At 63.4% G+C, this 19,658-nt stretch carries 20 protein-coding genes; 10 read left to right on the top strand and 10 right to left on the bottom strand.

The genetic code is table 11. The features are described from left to right. Positions 1–46: 46 nt before the first annotated feature. The 3 genes from ACXAEH_RS15985 to ACXAEH_RS15975 form a co-directional block, all read right to left on the bottom strand. The gene (locus ACXAEH_RS15985; protein WP_475034151.1) at positions 47–1,330 is read right to left on the bottom strand and encodes an ABC transporter substrate-binding protein; all 1,284 of its coding nucleotides are present in this window, start codon (positions 1,328–1,330) and stop codon (positions 47–49) included. Between the two features lie 93 nt (positions 1,331–1,423). After that, positions 1,424–2,500, bottom strand: coding sequence for a branched-chain amino acid ABC transporter permease (locus tag ACXAEH_RS15980; RefSeq protein ID WP_475034149.1), 1,077 nt, complete (start codon positions 2,498–2,500; stop codon positions 1,424–1,426). A 71-nt stretch (positions 2,501–2,571) separates the two neighbouring features. Continuing rightward, positions 2,572–2,835, bottom strand: coding sequence for a hypothetical protein (locus ACXAEH_RS15975; RefSeq protein ID WP_475034148.1), 264 nt, complete (start codon positions 2,833–2,835; stop codon positions 2,572–2,574). Positions 2,836–2,937: 102 nt separating this feature from the next. Here ACXAEH_RS15975 and ACXAEH_RS15970 point away from each other — a divergent pair, with 102 nt between their 5' ends. Beyond that, positions 2,938–3,270, top strand: a complete 333-nt coding sequence (locus tag ACXAEH_RS15970; RefSeq protein WP_475034146.1) for an SHOCT domain-containing protein — start codon at positions 2,938–2,940, stop codon at positions 3,268–3,270. A gap of 27 nt (positions 3,271–3,297) precedes the next feature. On the opposite strand, the gene ACXAEH_RS15965 is transcribed toward ACXAEH_RS15970, so the two are convergent. Together ACXAEH_RS15965 and ACXAEH_RS15960 are read right to left on the bottom strand one after the other, a co-directional pair. Beyond that, positions 3,298–4,284 (bottom strand): branched-chain amino acid ABC transporter permease, encoded by a 987-nt coding sequence (locus ACXAEH_RS15965; protein WP_475034145.1) that lies wholly within the window; start codon positions 4,282–4,284, stop codon positions 3,298–3,300. Between the two features lie 102 nt (positions 4,285–4,386). Further along, the gene (locus ACXAEH_RS15960) at positions 4,387–5,205 is read right to left on the bottom strand and encodes an ABC transporter ATP-binding protein (RefSeq protein WP_475034144.1); all 819 of its coding nucleotides are present in this window, start codon (positions 5,203–5,205) and stop codon (positions 4,387–4,389) included. A gap of 88 nt (positions 5,206–5,293) precedes the next feature. Between ACXAEH_RS15960 and ACXAEH_RS15955 the strand changes: the two genes are divergently transcribed. Further along, positions 5,294–5,479: a hypothetical protein gene (locus ACXAEH_RS15955; protein WP_475034142.1), complete on the top strand. Its 186-nt coding sequence runs from the start codon at positions 5,294–5,296 to the stop codon at positions 5,477–5,479. A 53-nt stretch (positions 5,480–5,532) separates the two neighbouring features. Here the strand turns inward: ACXAEH_RS15955 and ACXAEH_RS15950 are convergent, their stop codons facing one another. Beyond that, positions 5,533–7,497, bottom strand: coding sequence for an AMP-binding protein (locus ACXAEH_RS15950; RefSeq protein ID WP_475035603.1), 1,965 nt, complete (start codon positions 7,495–7,497; stop codon positions 5,533–5,535). Positions 7,498–7,942: 445 nt separating this feature from the next. On the opposite strand from ACXAEH_RS15950, the gene ACXAEH_RS15945 reads away from it, so the two are divergent. The 4 genes from ACXAEH_RS15945 (at position 7,943) to ACXAEH_RS15930 (ending at position 11,280) form a co-directional block, all read left to right on the top strand. After that, positions 7,943–9,844, top strand: coding sequence for a hybrid sensor histidine kinase/response regulator (locus tag ACXAEH_RS15945; protein WP_475034140.1), 1,902 nt, complete (start codon positions 7,943–7,945; stop codon positions 9,842–9,844). Further along, positions 9,841–10,545, top strand: coding sequence for a response regulator transcription factor (locus ACXAEH_RS15940; protein ID WP_475034139.1), 705 nt, complete (start codon positions 9,841–9,843; stop codon positions 10,543–10,545). Before ACXAEH_RS15945 ends, ACXAEH_RS15940 begins: the two co-directional genes overlap by 4 nt. A 67-nt stretch (positions 10,546–10,612) precedes the next feature. After that, entirely contained in the window at positions 10,613–11,011 is a 399-nt protein-coding gene (locus ACXAEH_RS15935; protein ID WP_475034137.1) for an MAPEG family protein, read from the top strand. 41 nt (positions 11,012–11,052) lie between these two features. Beyond that, the gene (locus ACXAEH_RS15930) at positions 11,053–11,280 is read left to right on the top strand and encodes a WGR domain-containing protein (RefSeq protein WP_475034136.1); all 228 of its coding nucleotides are present in this window, start codon (positions 11,053–11,055) and stop codon (positions 11,278–11,280) included. An 87-nt stretch (positions 11,281–11,367) separates the two neighbouring features. Here ACXAEH_RS15930 and ACXAEH_RS15925 read toward each other — a convergent pair whose 3' ends face one another. Then, entirely contained in the window at positions 11,368–12,576 is a 1,209-nt protein-coding gene (locus ACXAEH_RS15925) for a hydantoinase/carbamoylase family amidase (protein ID WP_475034134.1), read from the bottom strand. Positions 12,577–12,720: 144 nt separating this feature from the next. Between ACXAEH_RS15925 and ACXAEH_RS15920 the strand changes: the two genes are divergently transcribed. The 4 genes from ACXAEH_RS15920 to ACXAEH_RS15905 all read left to right on the top strand — a co-directional run bounded on the left by ACXAEH_RS15920 (position 12,721) and on the right by ACXAEH_RS15905 (position 16,359). After that, complete coding sequence (locus ACXAEH_RS15920; protein WP_475034133.1) at positions 12,721–13,371, top strand: histidine phosphatase family protein; 651 nt, start codon at positions 12,721–12,723, stop codon at positions 13,369–13,371. Between the two features lie 21 nt (positions 13,372–13,392). Continuing rightward, positions 13,393–14,007 (top strand): glutathione S-transferase family protein, encoded by a 615-nt coding sequence (locus tag ACXAEH_RS15915; RefSeq protein WP_475034132.1) that lies wholly within the window; start codon positions 13,393–13,395, stop codon positions 14,005–14,007. Positions 14,008–14,018: 11 nt separating this feature from the next. Continuing rightward, positions 14,019–15,071 carry a saccharopine dehydrogenase gene (locus tag ACXAEH_RS15910; RefSeq protein ID WP_475035601.1) on the top strand — a complete coding sequence of 351 codons (1,053 nt, stop codon included), beginning with the start codon at positions 14,019–14,021 and terminating at the stop codon, positions 15,069–15,071. 145 nt (positions 15,072–15,216) lie between these two features. Beyond that, the gene (locus ACXAEH_RS15905; protein WP_475034130.1) at positions 15,217–16,359 is read left to right on the top strand and encodes a saccharopine dehydrogenase family protein; all 1,143 of its coding nucleotides are present in this window, start codon (positions 15,217–15,219) and stop codon (positions 16,357–16,359) included. Between the two features lie 157 nt (positions 16,360–16,516). On the opposite strand, the gene ACXAEH_RS15900 is transcribed toward ACXAEH_RS15905, so the two are convergent. The 3 genes from ACXAEH_RS15900 to ACXAEH_RS15890 all read right to left on the bottom strand — a co-directional run bounded on the left by ACXAEH_RS15900 (position 16,517) and on the right by ACXAEH_RS15890 (position 19,633). After that, the gene (locus ACXAEH_RS15900; protein WP_475034129.1) at positions 16,517–16,840 is read right to left on the bottom strand and encodes a DUF3775 domain-containing protein; all 324 of its coding nucleotides are present in this window, start codon (positions 16,838–16,840) and stop codon (positions 16,517–16,519) included. 87 nt (positions 16,841–16,927) lie between these two features. After that, the gene (locus tag ACXAEH_RS15895) at positions 16,928–18,232 is read right to left on the bottom strand and encodes an adenylate/guanylate cyclase domain-containing protein (protein ID WP_475034128.1); all 1,305 of its coding nucleotides are present in this window, start codon (positions 18,230–18,232) and stop codon (positions 16,928–16,930) included. Beyond that, complete coding sequence (locus ACXAEH_RS15890) at positions 18,233–19,633, bottom strand: DNA recombination protein RmuC (RefSeq protein WP_475034126.1); 1,401 nt, start codon at positions 19,631–19,633, stop codon at positions 18,233–18,235. Positions 19,634–19,658: the final 25 nt, after the last annotated feature.

Genomic DNA, 19,658 nt, shown 5'->3' with positions numbered 1-19,658 from the left:
CGCACCTGTTGTTCCCGGCCCTGCCCAGGCAGGGCCGCATGTGCCCTTACTTGCAGCGCGGCTCGATGTTGTTCTCAGCCGCATAGGCCGCCGAGTCCTCGTCGATCAGCTTGCCGATCACCTCGCCGTCGGTCGGCTTGAAGTCGGAGATCGCGTTCCAGGTCTTGCTGCCGGCATCCCATTGAACAACGCCCACCAGGCCGGGGCCGCCGTGGTTGTCGCAGCTGACCTTAAACTCAGGGCCAAAGCCGGACATGCCCAGCGCTTCCATCTTGGCGTTGGTCATCTCCAGCGCCTCCATGCCGTCGCGCATCATCGCAGCGGTGATCTCACCGGTGCCGTGCATCTCCTGCGCGGTCTTGGCTGCCTCGGCCGCCAGCATCGCCGCATAAAGGCCGCGGTTGTACTGAACAGAGCCCAGCTGGTCGCCCGCGCCGGAGGCCTTGCCGGAGTCGACGACAAACTTCTGCAGGTCGTCATAAACCGGGTAGTCCATGCCCAGGCCGGTAAAGGTCAGCGCCTTGTAGCCGGTGGCCTTGGCGCCCGCGGGCTCCACGTCAAACTCGGCACCGGACCACCACACGCCGATGAAGTTCTCCATCGGGAAGCGGATGTTGGCAGCTTCCTGAACCGCAACCTGGTTCATCACGCCCCAGCCCCACATCACCACATAATCGGGCTTCTCGCGGCGGATCTGCAGCCATTGGCTCTTCTGCTCCTGGCCCGGGTGGTCCACCGGCAGCAGCGTCAGGTCGAAACCATGCTTGCTGGACAGCTCTTCCAGCGTGCGGATCGGCTCCTTGCCATAGGCCGAGTTGTGATAGACCAGCGCCACTTTCTTGCCGCTGATGTTGCCATCGTTGATTTCCAGCAGGTGGTTCACCGCGCCGGATGCACCGTTCCAATAGTTGGCCGGGTAGTTGAACACATTGCTGAACACTTCGCCGTTTGCCGCCGAGGTGCGGCCATAGCCCATGGTGTGCAGCGGGATGCCATCCGCGGTCACCTTGGGGATCAGCTGATAGGTGATGCCGGTGGACAGCGGCTGATAGACCAGCGCGCCTTCGCCCTTGGTCGCCTCATAGCATTCCACACCTTTCTCGGTGTTATAGCCGGTCTCGCATTCGATCACCCGGGCCGGAACACCGCCGATGCCGCCATCGCGCTCATTCAGCAGGGTGAAATAATCGTTGTAGCCGTCCGAGAACGGAATGCCGCCCGCGGCATAAGGCCCGGTCCGGTAGCTGAGATCCGGGAACACCAGATCCGCCATCGCCGGACCGGCTGCCATCGCGGCGCCCAGCGCCAGTGTGGTCAGTGTCTTTTTCATCGGCTTATATCCTCCCTTGGTTTTGTCCGATGTTCGCAGGATGCGGGGGCTGGTCTTGCTTTTCTCCCCGCAGGTCTCAAGGCCGTGCCCGCATCAATGCGGGAAGGGCCACAGTCTCAGCTTCTCCTTGGCGACGCGCCACAGCTGCGCCAGCCCGTGCGGCTCCACGATCAGGAAGAAGACAATCAGCGCGCCGACAATCACCAGCTGGAAATGCGCCACGATATCCGTCGGCCAGTTCAGCAGGTCGACGCCCACAACCTTCAGGATCACCGGCAGCAGCACCAGGAAAGCCGCGCCCGCGAAGGAGCCAAAGATCGACCCCAGCCCGCCGATGATCACCATGAACAGCACCAGGAACGACTTGGTGATGCCAAAGGCCTCGCCGACCTCGACCGCGCCCAGGTAGACCGCAAAGAACAGCGCGCCGGAAATCCCGATGAAGAAGCCGGAGACCGCAAAGGCCGTCAGCTTGGCCTTCAAGGGGTTCACCCCGATGATCTCGGCCGCGATGTCCATATCACGGATCGCCATCCAGCTGCGCCCGACGGTGCCGCGTGTCAGGTTGCGGGCGATCAGCGCGCAGATGGTCAGGAAGATCAGGCAGAACAGATAGGTCGCCCAGGCCGAGGCATTGGGCCCGGTCACAATGATGCCAAAGGTATCGCGCTCCGGCGCATTGATCTGACCCGAGGCCGAGTAGTTGTAGAACCAGGGCACCCGGTTGAACAGCCACACCAGAAAGAACTGCGCCGCCAGCGTCGCCACCGCCAGGTAAAACCCTTTGATGCGCAAACTGGGCAGCCCGAACAGCACGCAGACCAGCGCGGTGATGCCGCCTGCCAGGATCACATGAATGAACATGCTGACCTCCGGGAAGGCGGTCATCAGTTTGTAGCAGGCATAAGCCCCTACAGCCATGAACCCGCCGGTTCCCAGGCTCACCTGCCCGCAATAGCCGACCAGGATATTCAGCCCGATTGCCGCAATCGAATAGATCAGGAACGGCAGCAGGATCGCATTGGCCCAATAGTCGTTGATCAGGAACGGGATCAGACCAAAAGCCACCGCCAGCACCACGTAGTACCGGTAACGGTCGAACTTGATCGGGAAGGTCTGGCTGTCATCGGCATAGGAGACTTTGAAATCCCCGGCTTCACGGTAGAACATGTCTCAGATGCTCCCTTTCTTGTTCAAACGGGCCCCGGTGCGGGCGTCTGTCTTGATGGTTGCTGCCGGGGTCATTCGATCTGCCCCCATTGCGCCTGCGCCGCCTCGCGCTGCGCGCGGGTCATCCGGGCCGAGGGCTTTGCATAGCCGCTCTGCTCGCTGCCGCGCACCAGCCGCAGATAGGCGATGATGCCGGTGATCAGCCCCGAGGCCGCCAGCAGGGCAGCGGTCACCAGCTGCGCCTCCGTGTAGCCGTCCGCCGTCAGCGCCAGGAACCCAAAGGCCCAGAATCCCGCCCAGGCAATCACGTTGATGATGGCGATGGCCTTGTTCATGACAGGCCTCCGCCGTTAACCACTTTGGCAGAATTCCGGGTTTGGACACATTTTGCCCACTTCTTTTTGCCACCCTGCTCTTGGGTAAAGTGAGTGGAAGCAATGACCGCAATTCTGGAGGAAGTCCGGCGGCTGGAGGCTGCCCGGGAGAAAGGTGAAATCTCAGCGTCCGAATACGCAGCGGCCAAGGGCCGGCTGCTGGAGTTGGTCGAGGATGCAACCGTTCTGCCGCCGTTCGAGTTTGAGAAGCCGAAGCGCAGGGCGTCCTCCGCAGCACCCGGCCCCTGGGGGCTGATGCTGATCGGTTTATGCGCAGCCGGGCTTCTGACCTTCATTGCCGGGCAGCTGATCGGTGACCTCACCATCGCCTTCACGCTGGTCACCTGCATCTTTGCCGGCATTGTGGTCGCCGCCTTCCGCAAGCTGGAGGGCTGACCGGACAGGCCGCAGCCCATATGCGCCTCAGACCCGTTCAATGATCTTCTCCCCGAACAGGCCCTGCGGGCGGAACACCAGAAAGATCAGCGCCAGCACATAGGCAAACCAGTTCTCGGTGGCGCCGCCGACCATCGGGCCGATGGCAAATTCGAACAGCTTCTCGCCGACACCGATGATCAGCCCGCCGACAATCGCGCCGGGGATCGAGGTGAAGCCGCCCAGCATCAAGACCGGCAGCGCCTTCAGCGCGATCAGCGACAGCGAGAACTGCACGCCGGACTTGGTGCCCCAGACGATGCCCGCAACCAGCGCCACGAAACCGGCAACCGACCAAACCAGAACCCAGATGAAGTTCAGCGAGATACCAACCGACAGTGCTGCCTGATGGTCATCCGCTACTGCGCGCATCGCCCGGCCCTGTTTGGTGTATTGGGCAAAGCAGACCAGACCCGCCACCAGCAGCGCCGCAATCACCGTCGCCACGATATCCAGATTGTCGATAAAGAAGCCGTAGCCAAAAATGTTGTATGTGGTCTCGTCGATCCACAAGTTGATGCCCTGCGGCAGGCCCACGTCCAGCGTCTTGATCTCGGACCCCCACATCAGGTCGGCCACGCCCTCCAGGAAATAGGCAAGCCCGATGGTGGCCATGAACAGGATGATCGGCTCCTGCCCCACCAAATGCTTCATCACCAGGACCTGCACCAGCCAGGCGAGCAGCACCATCACGCCAACCGTCACCGCAATCGCCAGCACCGCCGGGACATTCCAGCCGAAGTGATGCACGTGGGTGCCCAGCATCGCGTTGATCAGATGCGCAAAGGGCACCTGCCCCTGCATGATCCCCACCAGCGTCATCGCCGCAAACAGCGCCATCACGCCCTGGGCATAGTTGAAGATGCCGGAAGCCTTGTAGATGAGGACAAACCCCAGCGCGACCAGCGCGTAAAGCACGCCCGCCATCAGGCCGTTCAGCGTCACTTCCATCGCAAAGACGAGTTGTTCGGGCATTAGAGGCTCTCCTCGGAATTCTGCGCTGCGGCGGTGCACAGGCGGTGCACAGGGGGTGTACGGGTGTCACCCCGCCGGTGCCGGGTGTTGCTGCGATGCAACTCAGTCATGGCTGACCCCCAGATAAGCGTCGATCACATCCTGGTTGTTGCGCACCTCATCGGGTGTGCCGTCACCGATCTTCTTGCCGTAGTCCATCACCACAACCCGGTCGGAGAGGTCCATCACCACACCCATGTCGTGTTCAATGAGGGCGATGGTGGTGCCGAATTCGTCGTTCACATCCAGGATGAAGCGGGACATGTCCTCCTTCTCCTCGACGTTCATGCCGGCCATCGGTTCATCCAGCAGCAACAGCTTCGGCTCTGCCGCCAGCGCACGCGCCAGCTCGACCCGTTTCTTCAGGCCATAGGGCAGCCGCGAAACCGGCGTCTTGCGGATGTGCTGGATCTCCAGGAAGTCGATGATCTTCTCCACCACCTCACGGTTTTCGGTCTCTTCCTTCTCCGCCTTGCCCTTCCACAACGCCTGCGAAAACAGTCCTGTTTTCATATAGTTGAGCCGCCCAGTCATGACGTTGTCCAGCACGCTCATACCTTCGAACAACGCAATGTTCTGAAAGGTGCGGGCGATGCCCTGGCGAGCCACCTCATAGGGGCGCATCGGCGGGCGCTTTTCGCCGTGGAACAGTACCTCACCCTCCTGCGGAACGTAGAACCCGGAGATCACGTTCAGCATCGAGGATTTGCCGGCACCGTTCGGGCCGATGATCGCGCGGATTTCGCCCTCGCGGATGTCAAAGGAGATATCCTGGATCGCCACCACGCCGCCAAAGCGCAGTGTGATGTTCTTCATCTCCATCACCACGCCGCCGATGGTGCGGCCGTCGTCGGTCACGTAGCTTAAGGAATTGTCAAGCATAACAACGGCCTCCATTATTCTGCCACATAGAAATTTTAAGATTTCCATGCGATACTTGTGAAAAACGAGCAGCAAGGAGATCGAAACAATGTTTGGCGAACTCGAGCATTCCTGCCTTCTGAAGATGGCCATCGAATGCAAGGAAATGGGCCTCAGCCAGTCCGAAAGCCTGGCCTCGATTATCGAGCAGACACATGGGTTCAGCTCCCCCTTCAAGATCGGCCAGGTGGTGCATACGGCCTTCCACCCCGGGCTCAACCCCGACCTGGTCTGAAACCCGTCCGGCCTGTCCGGCACGGGGCAGGGGTATTTCCGGAGACACGTGCATCATTCCGCGGCCACCTTGTGAACGGCTGCCGGCCTCACATCCGCATCGACAATGCTCAGCGTTGCGCTGATGGACCCCTTGCGGCCATCCTCGTAAGTCACTTCGGTGGTTGTCGAAATCTGCTCGGACCCGTCATAGAGCGCGGTGATGATATCGGCGAATTTCTCCTCGACGATGCGGCGGCGCACCTTGCGGGTGCGGGTCATTTCCCCGTCATCGGCATCCAGTTCCTTGTGCAGCACAACAAAGCGGTGCACCTGGCAGCCTGACAGCATCTCGTCCTCTGCCACCGACTGGTTCACCGCCGTCACATGCTCGCGGATCGACTGCAGCACCTGCGGGTGGCCCGCCAGCTCCTGATAGGACGCATAGGCGATATTGTTGCGTTCTGCCCAGTTGCCCACCGCCGTCAGGTCAATGTTGATGAAAGCCACACAGCGGTCGCGGCCGTTGCCGAACAGCACCGCTTCAAGGATGTCCGGGTAGAATTTCAGCTTGTTTTCCACGTACTTGGGCGCAAACATCGCGCCCGATGCCATCTTGCCCACGTCCTTGGCGCGGTCGATGATCCGCAAATGGCCGGAGCTTTCCTCGAAGAAGCCTGCGTCGCCGGTGGCGACCCAGCCCTCCGCATCCTTGGTCGAGGCGGTGGAGTCTGGATTGTTGAAATACTCCACAAAAGTGCCAGGCGAGCGGTAGTGAATCTCGCCATTGTCGTCGATCCTGATCTCGACTTCAGGCGCAGGCACGCCAACGGTATCGGCCCGCACCTCGCCATCGGGCTGCACGGTGATGAACACCGTGGCCTCGGTCTGGCCGTAAAGCTGTTTCAGGTTGATCCCCAGCGAGCGGTAGAAATCAAAGATCTCCGGCCCGATCGCCTCGCCCGCGGTGTAGCCCACCCGGATGCGGCCATAACCCAGCGTGTCCTTCAGCGGACCGTAAACCAGCACATTGCCCAGCGCGTATTTCAGCCTGTCCATCAGACCTACGGGGCGGCCGTCCAGAATGTCGCCGCCGACCTTCTTGGCGTGCGCCAGGAAATGGTGGAACATCTTGCGCTTCAGGGCGCCTGCGTCCTCCATCCGGATCATCACATTGGTCAGCTGGCCCTCAAACACCCGGGGCGGGGCAAAGAAATAGGTCGGGCCGATCTCGCGCAGGTCGGTCATCATGGTGCCCGCGCTTTCCGGGCAGTTGACGCAGAAGCCGCACCAATAGGCCTGGCCGATCGAGAAGATGAAATCTCCCACCCAGGCCATCGGCAGATACGACAGGATGTTCTCGCCTTTGGTGAGATGGTCGAACTCGGCCGAGTTCTTGGCGCTTTCGATCACGTTGCGGTTCGACAGCACCACGCCCTTGGGCTTGCCGGTGGTGCCGGAGGTGTAGAGCATCACGCAAGTGCTGTCATAAGTCAGCTTGCCCCGGCGCGCGTTCAGCTCGCCGATCAGCTCGTCATAGGCCGCCCGGCCCTGGTCCTGCACGTGGGAGAACTGATGCAGCTGGGTGTGGTCGTATTTCCGCATCCCGCGCGGGTCGAGATAGATCATATGCTCGAACTGATGCAGCTGATCCTGGATCTCGATCACCTTATCAGCCTGCTCCTGATCGCCCGCAATCACAAAGCGCGCGCCGCAATGGCCCAGCACATAGGCCATCTCCTCAGCCACCGCGTCCTGGTAAAGCGGCACCGGAATGGCGCCCACCGCCTGGGCGGCAACCATCGACCAATAGAGGTAGGGGCGGTTGCGGCCGATGATGGCGACAAAATCGCCCTCATTCACGCCAAGGTTGATGAGCCCCAGCGCCAAAGCCTCGATTTCCTTTGCCGTCTCGGCCCAGGACCAGCACTGCCAGATGCCGAATTCCTTTTCCCGGTAGGCCGGCGCGTCTGCGAATTGCGCCGCATTGCGTTGAAGCAGCGCCGGCAGGGATTGCATCCCTTCGGCGCCCATCTGCATCTGAGCCAACTTTCTCTCCTCCCTTTCCGGCGTTGCTGCCGGACTGGCCGCTGTCCGCGGCTCTGGCCCCGATTAGGGACGCCCATATGTTAGCCCGTCAACTTTTTCCTGATGTTTTCCCAAATCTTACAAATTGTAACAGCGCAGATCGCCTTGTTTTACGGGCTGTTACGCGTGCCTCTGGCAGGCCTGCGCCCGTCATTCTTTCACGCGGCCTGCAAAGCCGCCCCGCATTCGCGCGGGATGCGCACAAACCGGTGGAATTCCGAATCGCGGGCGACAAGAAGAGTTGCGGACAAACTGAATCCCCGCCATCCGCGGCCTGCGGCGTCGGCAGCAATCAGAAGCTGAATTAACGCCTGACGCCGCGGCAGCTTGCCACGCGCGGCGGAATGCCGGTTTGCCCGTCCGGCACCGCAGTGCTAGCCATGAAGCGGGGGAGAATATGGACCGAACCAGCAAGCAACGCGCCGCCATGACCACCGCCGGGCTGAACCTGATCGCCCAGGCGCTGTCGATCTATGACAACGATCTGCAGCTGGCCGTGTGCAACCGCCGCTTTCAGGAGATGTTCAATCTGCCGGACTATCTGGTGCAGCCCGGCGCCTCCTTTGCCGACACCATCCGCTTTCTGGCCGAGAACGGCGAATATGCCCCGGAAACGGATATCGAGGCCATTGTGCAAACCAGGGTCGACCAGGCGCTGGACTTTGTGCCCCACTATCTGGAACGCGAGCGCCCCAACGGGCAGATGATCTCCATCGAAGGCTCGCCGCTGCCGCAGGGCGGCTGGGTCACCGTCTATACCGATATCACCCGCACCAAGCGGGCCGAACAGCTGCTGCGCTCCCGCTCCGAGGAGCTGTCGGAGAAGCTGATCGCCCACACCGAGGAACTGTCGGCTGCCAACCGCCAGCTCGCCGCCACCAACACCGCGCTGGAAGAAGCCAAGCGGCAGCTGACTGAAATCGAGGGCCGCACCCGCCTCACGACCGAGATGATGCCGGCCCATATCGCCCATGTGGATGCGGATGGTTATTACACCTACACCAACCGCCGCCTCAGCTCGGTCTTTCCCAGCCGTCCCTCGGACATTCTGGGCATGCATATTGCCGACGCATTGGGGGAAACTGCATTCGAACGCATCGAGCCGCATTTGCTGACCGCCTACAAGGGCGGCAGCCCGGTGTTCGAGTTCACCGAAAGCCACGGCAGCCGCCGCATCCGCGTGGCCTTTACCCCGGATCAGCATGGCGGCGTCTACATCCTATCGATGGATGTCACCGAGGAGACCCAGGCCCGCGTCGCCCTGCAGCAGGCGCGGCGCCGCGAGATGGCGGCACAGATGACTTCCGGCCTGGCGCATGATTTTTCTAACCTGCTGACCATCATCCTCGGCATGCAGAGCAAGCTGGACAGGACGGCGCTGGACGACGCCTCCGCCGAACTGGTCCAGGGTACGCTTTCGGCCGCGCGCCGCGGCGGGCGGCTGCTGAACCGGATTGCCGAAATGACCGGCCAGCGCACCCTGCGCCCGCAAGCCACCGACATGCACACGCTGCTGGGCGAACTGAAAATCCTGGCCTCCCCCTCGCTGCCGCAGGGGATCGGCCTCAGCATCCTCGACAATATGCCGGACGAGGTGCTGCTTCTGGACAGCGGCAAGTTGCAGGACGCGCTGCTGAACCTGATCCTGAACGCCCGCGACGCCTGCGGCACCACCGGGCAGATCACCGTCAGCGCCCATGCGGTCGGCCAGACCTGGGTCGAGATCGCGGTATCCGACACCGGTCCCGGCTTCTCTCCCGAAGCGCTGGAAAAGGCGCTGAACCCCTTCTTCACCACCAAGGGCAGCGAAGGCTCCGGCCTCGGCCTGCCGATGGTCTACGACATGGCCAAACTGGCAGGCGGCGACATGCGGATCCGCAACGGCGTCTCCGGCGCCGCGGTCACCCTGCGCCTGCCGTACCGCCTGGCACCGGACGCACAGGGCGGCATGGCGCTCTTGGTCGAGGACAGCGAGGAGCTGCGCGCCACCTTCCGCGACATGCTGATCGACCTCGGCTATACGGTGATCGAAGCCGCCAGCGTTGACGAAGCCTGCGCGCTCACCGCCGATCTGCCGGACATCGCGCTGGTGCTCTCCGACATCAAGCTGGAGGGGGAGGCCACCGGCATTGACCTCATTGCCCGGCTGGACGGCTCCGGCCTGCCCTGCATTCTGATGACCTCCTTGCCTGTCAGCGACCCATTGTTTCGCAAGGCATTGAAATGCAGCCCGGTTTTGCGCAAACCTTTCACCACGCACCAGCTGTCCGAGCTGATCAAACCGGAGCCCGCCGCATGACACCCCCCCTGGTCACCATCCTGGACGACGAGCCGGAAATCCGGCAGATCCTGACCGAGACGCTGGAGGACGCGGGCTTCCGCACCCAAAGCTTCGCCCGCGCGCGCGAGTTCGAGGCGGCGCTGAACCGGGTGACACCCGACGTCTGCCTGGTCGACTTGTCGCTGCCCGACACCGACGGGCTGGCGCTGGTGCATCGGCTGGCGCTGGAGCAGGGCGCCGCGGTCATCATCATCTCCGGCCGCGCCCAGGTGCAGGACCGGGTCACCGGGCTGGAGCTTGGCGCCGACGATTACATCACCAAACCGTTTGACCCGGCCGAGGTGGTCGCCCGCGTCCGCGCCCGCCTGCGCAGCGGCCCCCGCACAGCCGCACCTGCCAGCGACACGGCCCGTTTCTCCGGCTGGACTGCTCACTTCGACCGCTACGTGCTGGAGGACACCCAGGGCGAAGAAACCCCGTTTTCCCATGCCGAGGGCGAAGTGCTACGGCTGTTCCTGGACAGCCCGAAACGGCTGATCTCCCGCGCCCAGATGCAGGAGGCGCTTGGCGGCGCAGCCGGCGAGAGCTTCGACCGGGCAATGGATGTGCGCATCTCCCGCCTGCGCACCAAGCTGCGCGAAGACCCCAAGAACCCCAGACTGATCAAGACGATCTACGGCGCGGGCTACATCTTCCTGGGTGATGTGGATTGGGCATAGCGCCGCGAAAGTAGAAAACCGCTACCTCCGCACTACGCTCAATCTGATCAGACAGAAGGAGCGAAAGATGACGCAGCTGCAATATTTTACCGCCCTTTCGGGCCTGTGGGTGGCGCTGGCCTGGTTGCCATACATTCTCGACCGGGTCATGGTGCGCGGGCTGATGGGCGCCATGGCCAATCCTGGCCCCGGCGATCTGCCGCAATCCCTTTGGGCCCAACGCGCGCACCGGGCACATATTGTCGGGGTCGAGCTTTTTGCCGCTTTTGCACCACTGGCCATTCTGGCCTCTGTGATCCGCCCGGCCGAAGAGCAGCCGGGGATGCTTGGCCTCACCTTCTTCTTCGGCATGGCGGCGCATTACGTCATCTATGCAATCGGCATTCCGGTGCTGCGCACGGCCGCCTTTGCGGTGGCAGCGCTCTCCACCGCCCTGCTGGGCCTCACATTGCTGGGCGCAGCATAGAGTTTCTTGTCCAAGCGATTCGCTTGCCGTAGAATCAGCATATGGCCACCTGTCTGCTCTACCGCCAATCCCCTTCGCGCCCGTCGCGGTTCTACCGCATCGAACTGGCGATAAACCTGTTCTCGGAGGTTTCGGTCCTGCGGGAATGGGGCATTGCCGGCGGCAACGGGCAAACTGCCATCAGCATCTACGGCAACCTGCGCGAAGCGTCGCTCGCTGCCGACAAGCACCGCAAGCGGATGCTCAAACGCGGCTACGGCCGGGCCTGATCCGCGCCGCGCCAGCGGCGCCCGGCCCAAATGTGAAGGCCCTCCGGCAGGAAGGCCGGGAACAGGCGGGAGCACCCCGCCGGCAGCTCACCCCGACAGCGCCCGGGCGGCCCGGTCCAGAACCTGCAGCCCCAGCACCAAATCCGCTTCTTCGGTATCTTCGTCAAAAGCATGGCTGATGCCGCCGATGGACGGGACAAACAGCATCCCCGCAGGCATCACCGTGGCCATATTTGCCGCATCATGCAGCGCCCCGGAGGGCATCTTTTGCCACTTTCCCGGCGCCAATGCCTCCGCCGCAGCACAAAGCTCCCCCTGAATGCGCGCATCCATCGCCGCAGGTTCAATGCCCATCACCGGCCCCAATGCTGCTGTCACGGCATATTCCGCCGAAATCCCCTGTGCTGCCTCCCTGATAATCTCTTCCATCCGCGCCAGCCGCTCCGCATCCGCATCCCGCCACTGCATGGAAAACTCCACTCGCCCCGGCACCACCGACGACGCGTTGGGATGCAGGGCAACATGGCCGATGGTCCAGACCGTGGCGGGTGCCACCACATTGGAAAACCGGCTTGTTAGAGCCATATTGAAGGCCGACAGCGCCTGAAACGCGTCCCGGCGTAGATGCATCGGCGTGGTGCCCGCATGGTTCTGGCGGCCTTCAAAAGTGATCCGCATGTCGCGGATGCCGACGATATCCGTCACCACCCCGATCCTGCCGCCGGTCTCATCCAGATAAGGCCCTTGCTCGATATGCATCTCCAGAAAGCCAAAGAACCGGTCTTGCGGCAGGAAGCCGCCCGCCAGATCCGCCATCCGGGCGCGCATGGCTGCCAGCGTATTGCCCTGGATGTCGGTAAACCCGTCCGCCACTTCCAGTGCCAGCTTGCCCGTCCAAATGTCCGAGCCGGTCAGCACTCCGAACCGCCCCTCCTCATCCTGGAAACTGGCGCAGGAGATGGGCGGCCCCCCCGCCTCCCTGGCCGCGCGGGCAATTTCCAGCCCGGCCACAACGCCCAGCGCACCGTCCAGCCAGCCGCCCTCGGGCTGGCTGTCGCTGTGCGAGCCCACCAGCAGGCTGCGGTCCCCGGAGGTCCCTGCCAGGCCGAACAGATTGCCCAGCGGGTCGAAATGCGGCTCTAAACCAGCCTCTTTCATCCGTCCGGCCAGCCAATTGCGCGCCGCGATATCCGCCTCGGAATAGGCCTGCCGCACCACCCCCTTGCCCGCCCCCGAGGCACCAAAGCTGCGCAAGCGATGCAAGTCATCAAGAAATCGCTGAGGATCAAGCGGCATGGCGGAACTCCAATCTGTCTGCCGCACACTGCGCCAGGAATGAGCCGCGCTCAATGAAATTGAGTCCTGCGGTGGCAAACCCTCTCTTCCCTCTGCCCCGAACCTCCCCTAAAACTCGCCCGGAAACAACGGAGCCGCTGCCCCATGTCCCACATCACGCTGATCCGCCACGGCCAGGCCAATACCGGCGCCCGGGACGAGGCCAGCTATGACCGGCTCAGCGATCTGGGCCACCAGCAAGCAGCCTGGCTGGGAGACCATCTGCGGGCCAGCGGCAATCATCATCCGCGCGTCTACTGCGGCACCCTGACCCGGCATATCGAGACCGCAGCCTCGATGGGTCTTGCGGATCCGGTACAGGACGCGCGGCTGAACGAGATGGAGTATTTCACCCTCGCCGAGGCGATGCGCGACCAGCACGGGCTGGCTGTTCCTGAGGAGCGCGAAGGTTTCGTGGACCACCTGCCCAAAGTCTTTGCCGCCTGGGCCGCAGATGAGATTGCCGATCCGTACGAAAGCTGGAGCAATTTCGAAACCCGGACCCGCACCGCGCTTGAGGAAATCGCCGCGGGCGACGGCCCGGCACTGGTGGTGACCTCCGGCGGGCTGATTTCGATGGCACTGCGCCAGGTAATGGGGCTGGATACCGCCGCCATGGCGCGTGTTGCGCTGGCAATCATGAACACCTCGATGCACCGGCTGTTCCCGATCGGCGGCCACCTCAGCCCGGTTTTGTTCAACGCGGTGCCGCATCTGGAAGCGCCGGACCGCCATTTTGCCCAGACACATCTCTGAACGCTCTGAGGGAGGAAGACCATGCAGCTCTATTACGCCCCCAACACGATCTCGGTGGCGGTGGCCATCGCCCTGGAAGAAGCCGGGGTCGAGTATGAGGCCGTGAAGGTCGACTTTGCCGCCAAGGAACAAACCGGTGCGGCCTATGCCCAGATAAATCCTAAGGGCCGGGTGCCCGCGCTGGCAGTCGAAGGCGGCATCCTGACAGAGACCGGTGCGCTGCTGGAATACATTGCCGACATGGCACCGGAAGCGCCCTTGCGCCCGCAGGATCCGGTGCTGCTGGCGCGGATGCGCGAGGTCATGTTCTACCTCGCCTCCACCATGCATGTGAACCACGCCCACAGAAAACGCGGCCACCGCTGGGCCAAAGAACGCACCAGCTGGAAAGACATGCAGAAAATGGTGCCCCAGACCATGGCGGCATCCTGCGAATACATCAGCCAGGCGGGCCTGCGCGGGCCGTTTGTGCTGGGGGATGAGGTCAGCATCGCCGATTGCTATCTCTACACCATCTGCACCTGGCTGGAAGGCGACGGCGTGACCGTTGCGGACTTCCCCAAAATCCAGAACTTCATGACGGCAATGGAACAGCGCTCGTCGGTGCGCGCGGTCTATGCCAAGGGAATGCTTTGAAGGACATGACGATGACGCATCTGTGGGTACGGGCCGAACAGCGCCCCAACGAAGACCGGGTGGGCCTGACGCCCGAAGGCGCCAAGGCGCTGCTGGCTGCGGGCATCAAGGTCACGGTCGAGGAAAGCTCTGTGCGGGCCATCCCTCTGCAGGGCTACATTGATGCAGGCTGCGGGATCGCGCCGGAGAACTCCTGGCCCCAGGCGCCCGCAGATGCGATCATCTTCGGCCTCAAGGAACTGCCCGAAGATGGCACCCCGCTGCCGCACCGCCACATCATGTTCGGCCACGCCTTTAAGGGCCAGCATTCCGGCAAGGCTCTGCTGGAGCGGTTCAAGGCCGGCGGCGGCACGCTGTATGACCTGGAATACCTGGTAGACGAGACCGGCCGCCGGGTTGCGGCCTTCGGCTATTGGGCGGGCTATGCAGGTGCCGCCGTTACCCTGAAGTCCTGGGCCGCGCAGCAGCGCGGCAAAGTTTGCGGGCCGGTTGGTGTCTACGGCGGCAAGGACGCTCTGCTGGCGGAACTCGGCGCGGAACTGGACGCCCTGAACGCAGACCGCCCCTCTGCCATCGTCATTGGCGCACTTGGCCGGGTTGGCACCGGCGCTGCCGACCTCTGCGAGGCGATGGGCGTGGCAGTTTCCAAGTGGGACATGGCTGAGACCGCCAGCGGCGGCCCCTTCCCGGAAATTCTGCAGCACGACCTGTTCCTGAACTGCATCTTTGCCCGCCCCGGCACGCCGGTGTTTGTCCCGCGCGAGGCGCTTGGCGCGGACCGCCAGCTCACGGCCATTGGCGATGTCGCCTGCGACCCGGACAGCGATTACAACCCTGTGCCGGTCTATGACCGCGCTACCACTTGGGACGCCCCCGCCCTGCGGGTGGCAGACAGCCCGGTGCTCGATGTGATGGCGATCGATAACCTGCCGTCGATGCTGCCGGTCGAAAGCTCCGAAGATTACGCCGCCCAGCTGCTGCCCTCTCTGCAAACCCTGACCGATCTGGACAGCGGCGTCTGGGGCCGGGCCAAGGCCACCTTCCTGGAGCATTTGCCCAAATGACGGTTTTGTTCGTTCACGGAGAGGGCAGCGCCCATCCGCGGGCGAACACGAAGCGCCCGCCCAAGGGGGCGGACGGGCGCCGCCCGGCTACCAGCCGGGCACGAGGGTTCTTCTGCCCCCGTACCATTCGCAAGGGAGACATCTCATGACTATTCATTGGTGCGGCACCGGCCTGTCCGCCATTCCCGGCCTGCGCCGCCTGCTGGAAGCAGGCCACGACGTGGCGGTCTGGAACCGGACCACAGACAAGGCGCGCGAGGCGGTGGGCGATTTGACCACCAACATTCACGCCTTCAGCATCGCCAACCTGGGCCAGATGCTGAGCCCACATGACGTCATCGTCTCGATGCTGCCCGGCGACTGGCACGTGCCGCTGGCCGAGCTGGCAATCGAGCGCGGCGCGCATTTTGTGTCTTCCTCCTACATCGCGCCGGAAATGCGCGCGCTGGACCAAAAAGCCAAAGACGCCGGCGTCTGCCTGATCAACGAGGTGGGCCTGGATCCCGGCATCGATCACCTGATGGCGCATGCGCTGGTGGCCGACTACAAGGCCTCCGATGCCTATGACGCCGAAAACGAGATCAGCTTTATCTCCTACTGCGGCGGCATCCCCAAGACCCCGAACCCGTTCCGCTACAAATTCAGCTGGTCGCCCTTGGGCGTGCTGAAAGCGCTGCGTTCGCCCTCCAAATCGATCCGTGACTTCAAGGAACTGGACGTCGCCCGCCCCTGGGACGCAATCTCCTCCTACGAGGCGCCGCTGCCGGCCCCCGAAAGCTTTGAGGTCTACCCGAACCGCGACTCGATCCCCTTCATGGGCCAGTACGAGTTCGGCGAGGACTGGAAAGTGAAGGAGTTCGTCCGCGGCACCCTGCGCCTCAACGGCTGGGCCGATGCCTGGGCCGATGTGTTCAAGGAAGTCGAGACGCTGGAAGGCGCCGAAGGCGACGCCCGCCTCAAGGAGATGTCCGACCAGTTCTGGGCCGAAAACGCCTATGATGAGGGTGAGCCCGACCGGGTGGTGCTCTGCGTGGGGCTCAAGGCCGAAAGAGGCGGTGCCGAAGCCTGGCACAAGACCTATGTGATGGATGCCTGGGGCGACGACCGCGGCACAGCAATGGCCCGCCTGGTCTCCTACCCGGTCTCCTTTGCCATCGAAGCTGCGATGAACGGCAAGATTGCCGCCGGCGTGCACGCCGCGCCGAGCGACGCTGGCCTTGTCGAAAAATGGATGGGTGAAATTGGCAAACTGGCCCAGCACCTGGACGTGATCGACCACAAGGCCTGAGCCGGCGGTGCATTCCTACGGTTAACCGCGGGGATCCCCTGTTCTTCTGGCGTCAAAATATCCCGGGGCCCGGGGCAGAGCCCCGGACGTCTGCCCGAAACACAAAGGGCGCCGTCTCCATCGGCGCCCTTTTTCCTTGCAAACAGGTCGAACAGCCTCAGCGCCCGATCACATCATCCTCGACGTCATGCACATCGATGCCCAGCGCCTCCAGCCCGGCCTCCAGGTTGTCCGCCAGATGCGGGGTGCCGATCAGGTAGTCGGAGGTCGGCGTGGTCGCCTCCTGGCGGGCGGTATAGATCGCCTCGCCGAGCTCCTCCGGCTCGAAACTGCCGCGCCCGACCCACATGATGCCCACCAGTTCAGCCTGCTGATCCTCGCCCATCCGGTCGATGAAAGCGCGCAGTTCTCCTTCGGCCCGGCCCAGCTCGCGGGCCATCATTGCCACCTGTGCCACTTTGCGGGCCGAGATCTCCAGCATTGCTCCATTCCTTCTGTTCGCTGCCTCAGCATATCAAAGCGCAGGCCAAACGCCTAAGTCTTTGATCTGGGGCAAACGGGAGGCGGCTCAGCCCTGCGCCTTTTCAAAGAGGGCAAGCCCGCTGCGGCGCCCGCGCAAGAGCTCCGGCGGCAGCGCAGACCAGCCGTCGCGCGCGGGCTCTGCGCCCGCCGCTTCCAGCACTGCGGCAGAGGCGATCAGCGCCGTGCCCTGCGCCTTGGTCAGCTGCTCCAGGCGCGCGGCTGTGTTCACCGTGTCGCCGAACACCGAATACTCCAGCCGCTCCGGCGTGCCGGTCACGCCCGAGAACACCTCGCCCCAATGGATACCGATGCCAGCCCCCAGACCATCTTCCCCTGCCTGCTCCCGGGCGCGCCGCCAATCTTCCATTTCCACCAGCAACCCCTCGGCGCAATCCAGCGCCAGCGCCGCGCCGTTTCGGCCTTCAAACAGGATCATCGCCGCATCGCCGATGTATTTGTCGATCAGTCCGCCAGTCCGGGCCGCCACCGTCTCAACACGGGTCCGGAACTCGGTGATCAAGCGGCTCACCTCCTGCGGCGCGCGCCCCTCGCACCAACTGGTAAAACCGCGGATGTCAATGAACAGCACCGCCATCTTCTGCTGCCGCCCCTCCTGCAGCGCGGCCAGCCCGCCGCCCGCCAGGCGGCCCGCCATCTGGGCCGGCAGGTAGCGGGTCAGATTGGCCTTCTGCCGCGCCTCTTCCAGCGAGTGGTGCAGCAGCCCCCGCATCCGCAGCGCCGCCACCAGCAGCACCAGCCCGGCCAGCGAAATCATCAGCACCCGCATCAGGTTCGGCGGCGTTGCCATGGCGAGATGCACCCGCTGGACCGCCTCAGCAGACAGGGTTGCAGGCTCCCAGAACACCAGCCAGATAAAGCCGGCTGCGACCAGCAACACCTGATAGGCCAAGAGCAGCGGATTGAACCGCAGCACCCCAAAGGCCAGCACCAGCGGCGCCATCCAGGCCGAGGGCATGGCAAAAACAACATCGCCCGAAAGGCTGGAATTCACTAGCGACAGCCAGGAGTTTAGAAACAGGAAGACACAGTCCGCGGTCACCGCCGCCCAGATCATCCAGCGCCGGAACACACCTTTGCGAATTGCCGCAAAGCTCAGGATACCCACCGCCATATAGGCCAGCAGCATCGCCGCCGCGAGGCCGACCTGATGCCACAGGTAGTCCTGATCCACCGTCTGCACTGCATCAACGGCCAGTACCAGCGCCGCCAGCAGCCCGGCCGATACGGCAATCCTGAGCAGCGCCACAATGCGCTCGGCCTCAACCTCGGCTGCACGCAGCAGCGCGGCCTCACCCGGAGGGCTAGCTTGCAGAACCAGCGGCAGCCGCATCTAGTCCTCCGCCAAGAGGGCCATCTGCCGCGGTTCCGTCTCAACCTGGCCCGGATCCTCCAGCTCGGCGCCTTGCGCCACCACGCCCATCGCTTCGAACTTGCGGGCCGAGGGCAATACCCGCGCCTCCAGCGAGCCCACCGCCTTGTTGTAATTGTTCACCGACGAGGACAGCGACTTGCCCACCGAAGCCAGGTTCTTGGAGAAGGTCGAGAGCCGGTCGTAGAGCTCCTTGGCAGTCTTCTGCACCTCCAGCGCATTCTCCGCCATCTTCTCCTGCTGCCAGCCATAGGCGATGGATTTGACCAGCGCCATCAGGGTGGTCGGAGTGGCGATCAGCACCCGGTTTTCGAAAGCATATTCGATCAGCCCGGGGTCCGCCTCAGCAGCTGCGGAGACAAAGGTTTCGCCGGGGATGAACATCACCACGAAATCCGGGGTCTCGCCCAAGGCGCTTTGATAGGCCTTGGAGGCCAACTGCTTCACATGGGTTTTCACATGGCCTGCGTGGCGCAGCAGAGCGGCCTGCTGCTGGTCCGGTGTCTCCGCCTCCAATGCATCCAGGTACGCTTCCAGCGGCGTCTTCGCATCCACCACGATGCTCTTGCCGCCGGGAATGCGCACCACTGCATCGGGACGGCGCTGGCCCTCATCCGTGGCAACCGATTTTTCCAGCTCATAATCCACATGTTCGGCCATGCCGGCCATCTCGAACACCTGACGCAGCTGCATCTCGCCCCAGCGGCCGCGGGTTTTTGGCGCCCGCAAAGCCTGCACCAGCTTGCGGGTCTCGCCGCCCAGCGCCGCCTGGCCCTCGGCCAGATGCTTCACCTGCGCCTTGATGGCGCCATAGGCCTCGTTCCTGGCTTGTTCGATTTCCTTGATCCGCTCGCCGAACTGGCCAAGCTTCTGGTCCAGCGGCTTCACCAGGCCTTCAATCGCCGCGTGGCGCTTGGCCAGATCCTCGTCGGCCGATTTGCTGTGCGCCTGGAAACGCTCGCTGACCAGGCTCAGGAAGCTTTCGGAATTCTGTTTCAGCACGCCATTGGCCAGCGATGCAAACTTATGCTCCATCTGCTGGTTCATGTGGCTCAGCTCTTCCAGCCGCGCCGCGTGCTCCGCCTTCAGGGCCTGCACCTGCGCCTCGGCCTGATAGCGGGCCGTGCGCTCGTTCTCCTGCACCCGGCGCAATGTTGTCAGTTCATCCGCCAGTTCCGGCAGCCGCGCAACCTCTGCCTTCAATCCAGCATTATGGCTGCGCAGGTCGGCATTGGCCTGCTCCAGACGCCGGCTGTGCCCGCGCAGCCGCAACCCGGCGACCGCCAGGAGCGCCGTCAAAGCTGCCAGCCCGTAAATAGCCCAATGGGCTTGCTCCGGCGTCAAAGCCTGTTCCAATGTCACTGCTCGCCCTCCCTTTTGGCGGGGG

The organism is Leisingera sp. ABM4_060 (genome assembly GCF_056158765.1).
Note: the sequence above shows the minus strand (reverse complement) of the source record. Positions and strands in the feature narration are given on the sequence as shown.

What these genes read in the sequence shown, in the direction of transcription:
- ACXAEH_RS15975 (WP_475034148.1), bottom strand. Translation starts at nt 2,835, where the DNA reads ATGAACAAGGCCATCGCCATCATCAACGTGATTGCCTGGGCGGGATTC.
- ACXAEH_RS15895 (WP_475034128.1), bottom strand. Translation starts at nt 18,232, where the DNA reads ATGCGGCTGCCGCTGGTTCTGCAAGCTAGCCCTCCGGGTGAGGCCGCG.
- ACXAEH_RS15915 (WP_475034132.1), top strand. Translation starts at nt 13,393, where the DNA reads ATGCAGCTCTATTACGCCCCCAACACGATCTCGGTGGCGGTGGCCATC.
- ACXAEH_RS15905 (WP_475034130.1), top strand. Translation starts at nt 15,217, where the DNA reads ATGACTATTCATTGGTGCGGCACCGGCCTGTCCGCCATTCCCGGCCTG.
- ACXAEH_RS15910 (WP_475035601.1), top strand. Translation starts at nt 14,019, where the DNA reads ATGACGCATCTGTGGGTACGGGCCGAACAGCGCCCCAACGAAGACCGG.
- ACXAEH_RS15985 (WP_475034151.1), bottom strand. Translation starts at nt 1,330, where the DNA reads ATGAAAAAGACACTGACCACACTGGCGCTGGGCGCCGCGATGGCAGCC.
- ACXAEH_RS15925 (WP_475034134.1), bottom strand. Translation starts at nt 12,576, where the DNA reads ATGCCGCTTGATCCTCAGCGATTTCTTGATGACTTGCATCGCTTGCGC.
- ACXAEH_RS15940 (WP_475034139.1), top strand. Translation starts at nt 9,841, where the DNA reads ATGACACCCCCCCTGGTCACCATCCTGGACGACGAGCCGGAAATCCGG.
- ACXAEH_RS15935 (WP_475034137.1), top strand. Translation starts at nt 10,613, where the DNA reads ATGACGCAGCTGCAATATTTTACCGCCCTTTCGGGCCTGTGGGTGGCG.
- ACXAEH_RS15965 (WP_475034145.1), bottom strand. Translation starts at nt 4,284, where the DNA reads ATGCCCGAACAACTCGTCTTTGCGATGGAAGTGACGCTGAACGGCCTG.
- ACXAEH_RS15945 (WP_475034140.1), top strand. Translation starts at nt 7,943, where the DNA reads ATGGACCGAACCAGCAAGCAACGCGCCGCCATGACCACCGCCGGGCTG.
- ACXAEH_RS15900 (WP_475034129.1), bottom strand. Translation starts at nt 16,840, where the DNA reads ATGCTGGAGATCTCGGCCCGCAAAGTGGCACAGGTGGCAATGATGGCC.
- ACXAEH_RS15960 (WP_475034144.1), bottom strand. Translation starts at nt 5,205, where the DNA reads ATGCTTGACAATTCCTTAAGCTACGTGACCGACGACGGCCGCACCATC.
- ACXAEH_RS15930 (WP_475034136.1), top strand. Translation starts at nt 11,053, where the DNA reads ATGGCCACCTGTCTGCTCTACCGCCAATCCCCTTCGCGCCCGTCGCGG.
- ACXAEH_RS15980 (WP_475034149.1), bottom strand. Translation starts at nt 2,500, where the DNA reads ATGTTCTACCGTGAAGCCGGGGATTTCAAAGTCTCCTATGCCGATGAC.
- ACXAEH_RS15955 (WP_475034142.1), top strand. Translation starts at nt 5,294, where the DNA reads ATGTTTGGCGAACTCGAGCATTCCTGCCTTCTGAAGATGGCCATCGAA.
- ACXAEH_RS15970 (WP_475034146.1), top strand. Translation starts at nt 2,938, where the DNA reads ATGACCGCAATTCTGGAGGAAGTCCGGCGGCTGGAGGCTGCCCGGGAG.
- ACXAEH_RS15950 (WP_475035603.1), bottom strand. Translation starts at nt 7,497, where the DNA reads ATGCAGATGGGCGCCGAAGGGATGCAATCCCTGCCGGCGCTGCTTCAA.
- ACXAEH_RS15920 (WP_475034133.1), top strand. Translation starts at nt 12,721, where the DNA reads ATGTCCCACATCACGCTGATCCGCCACGGCCAGGCCAATACCGGCGCC.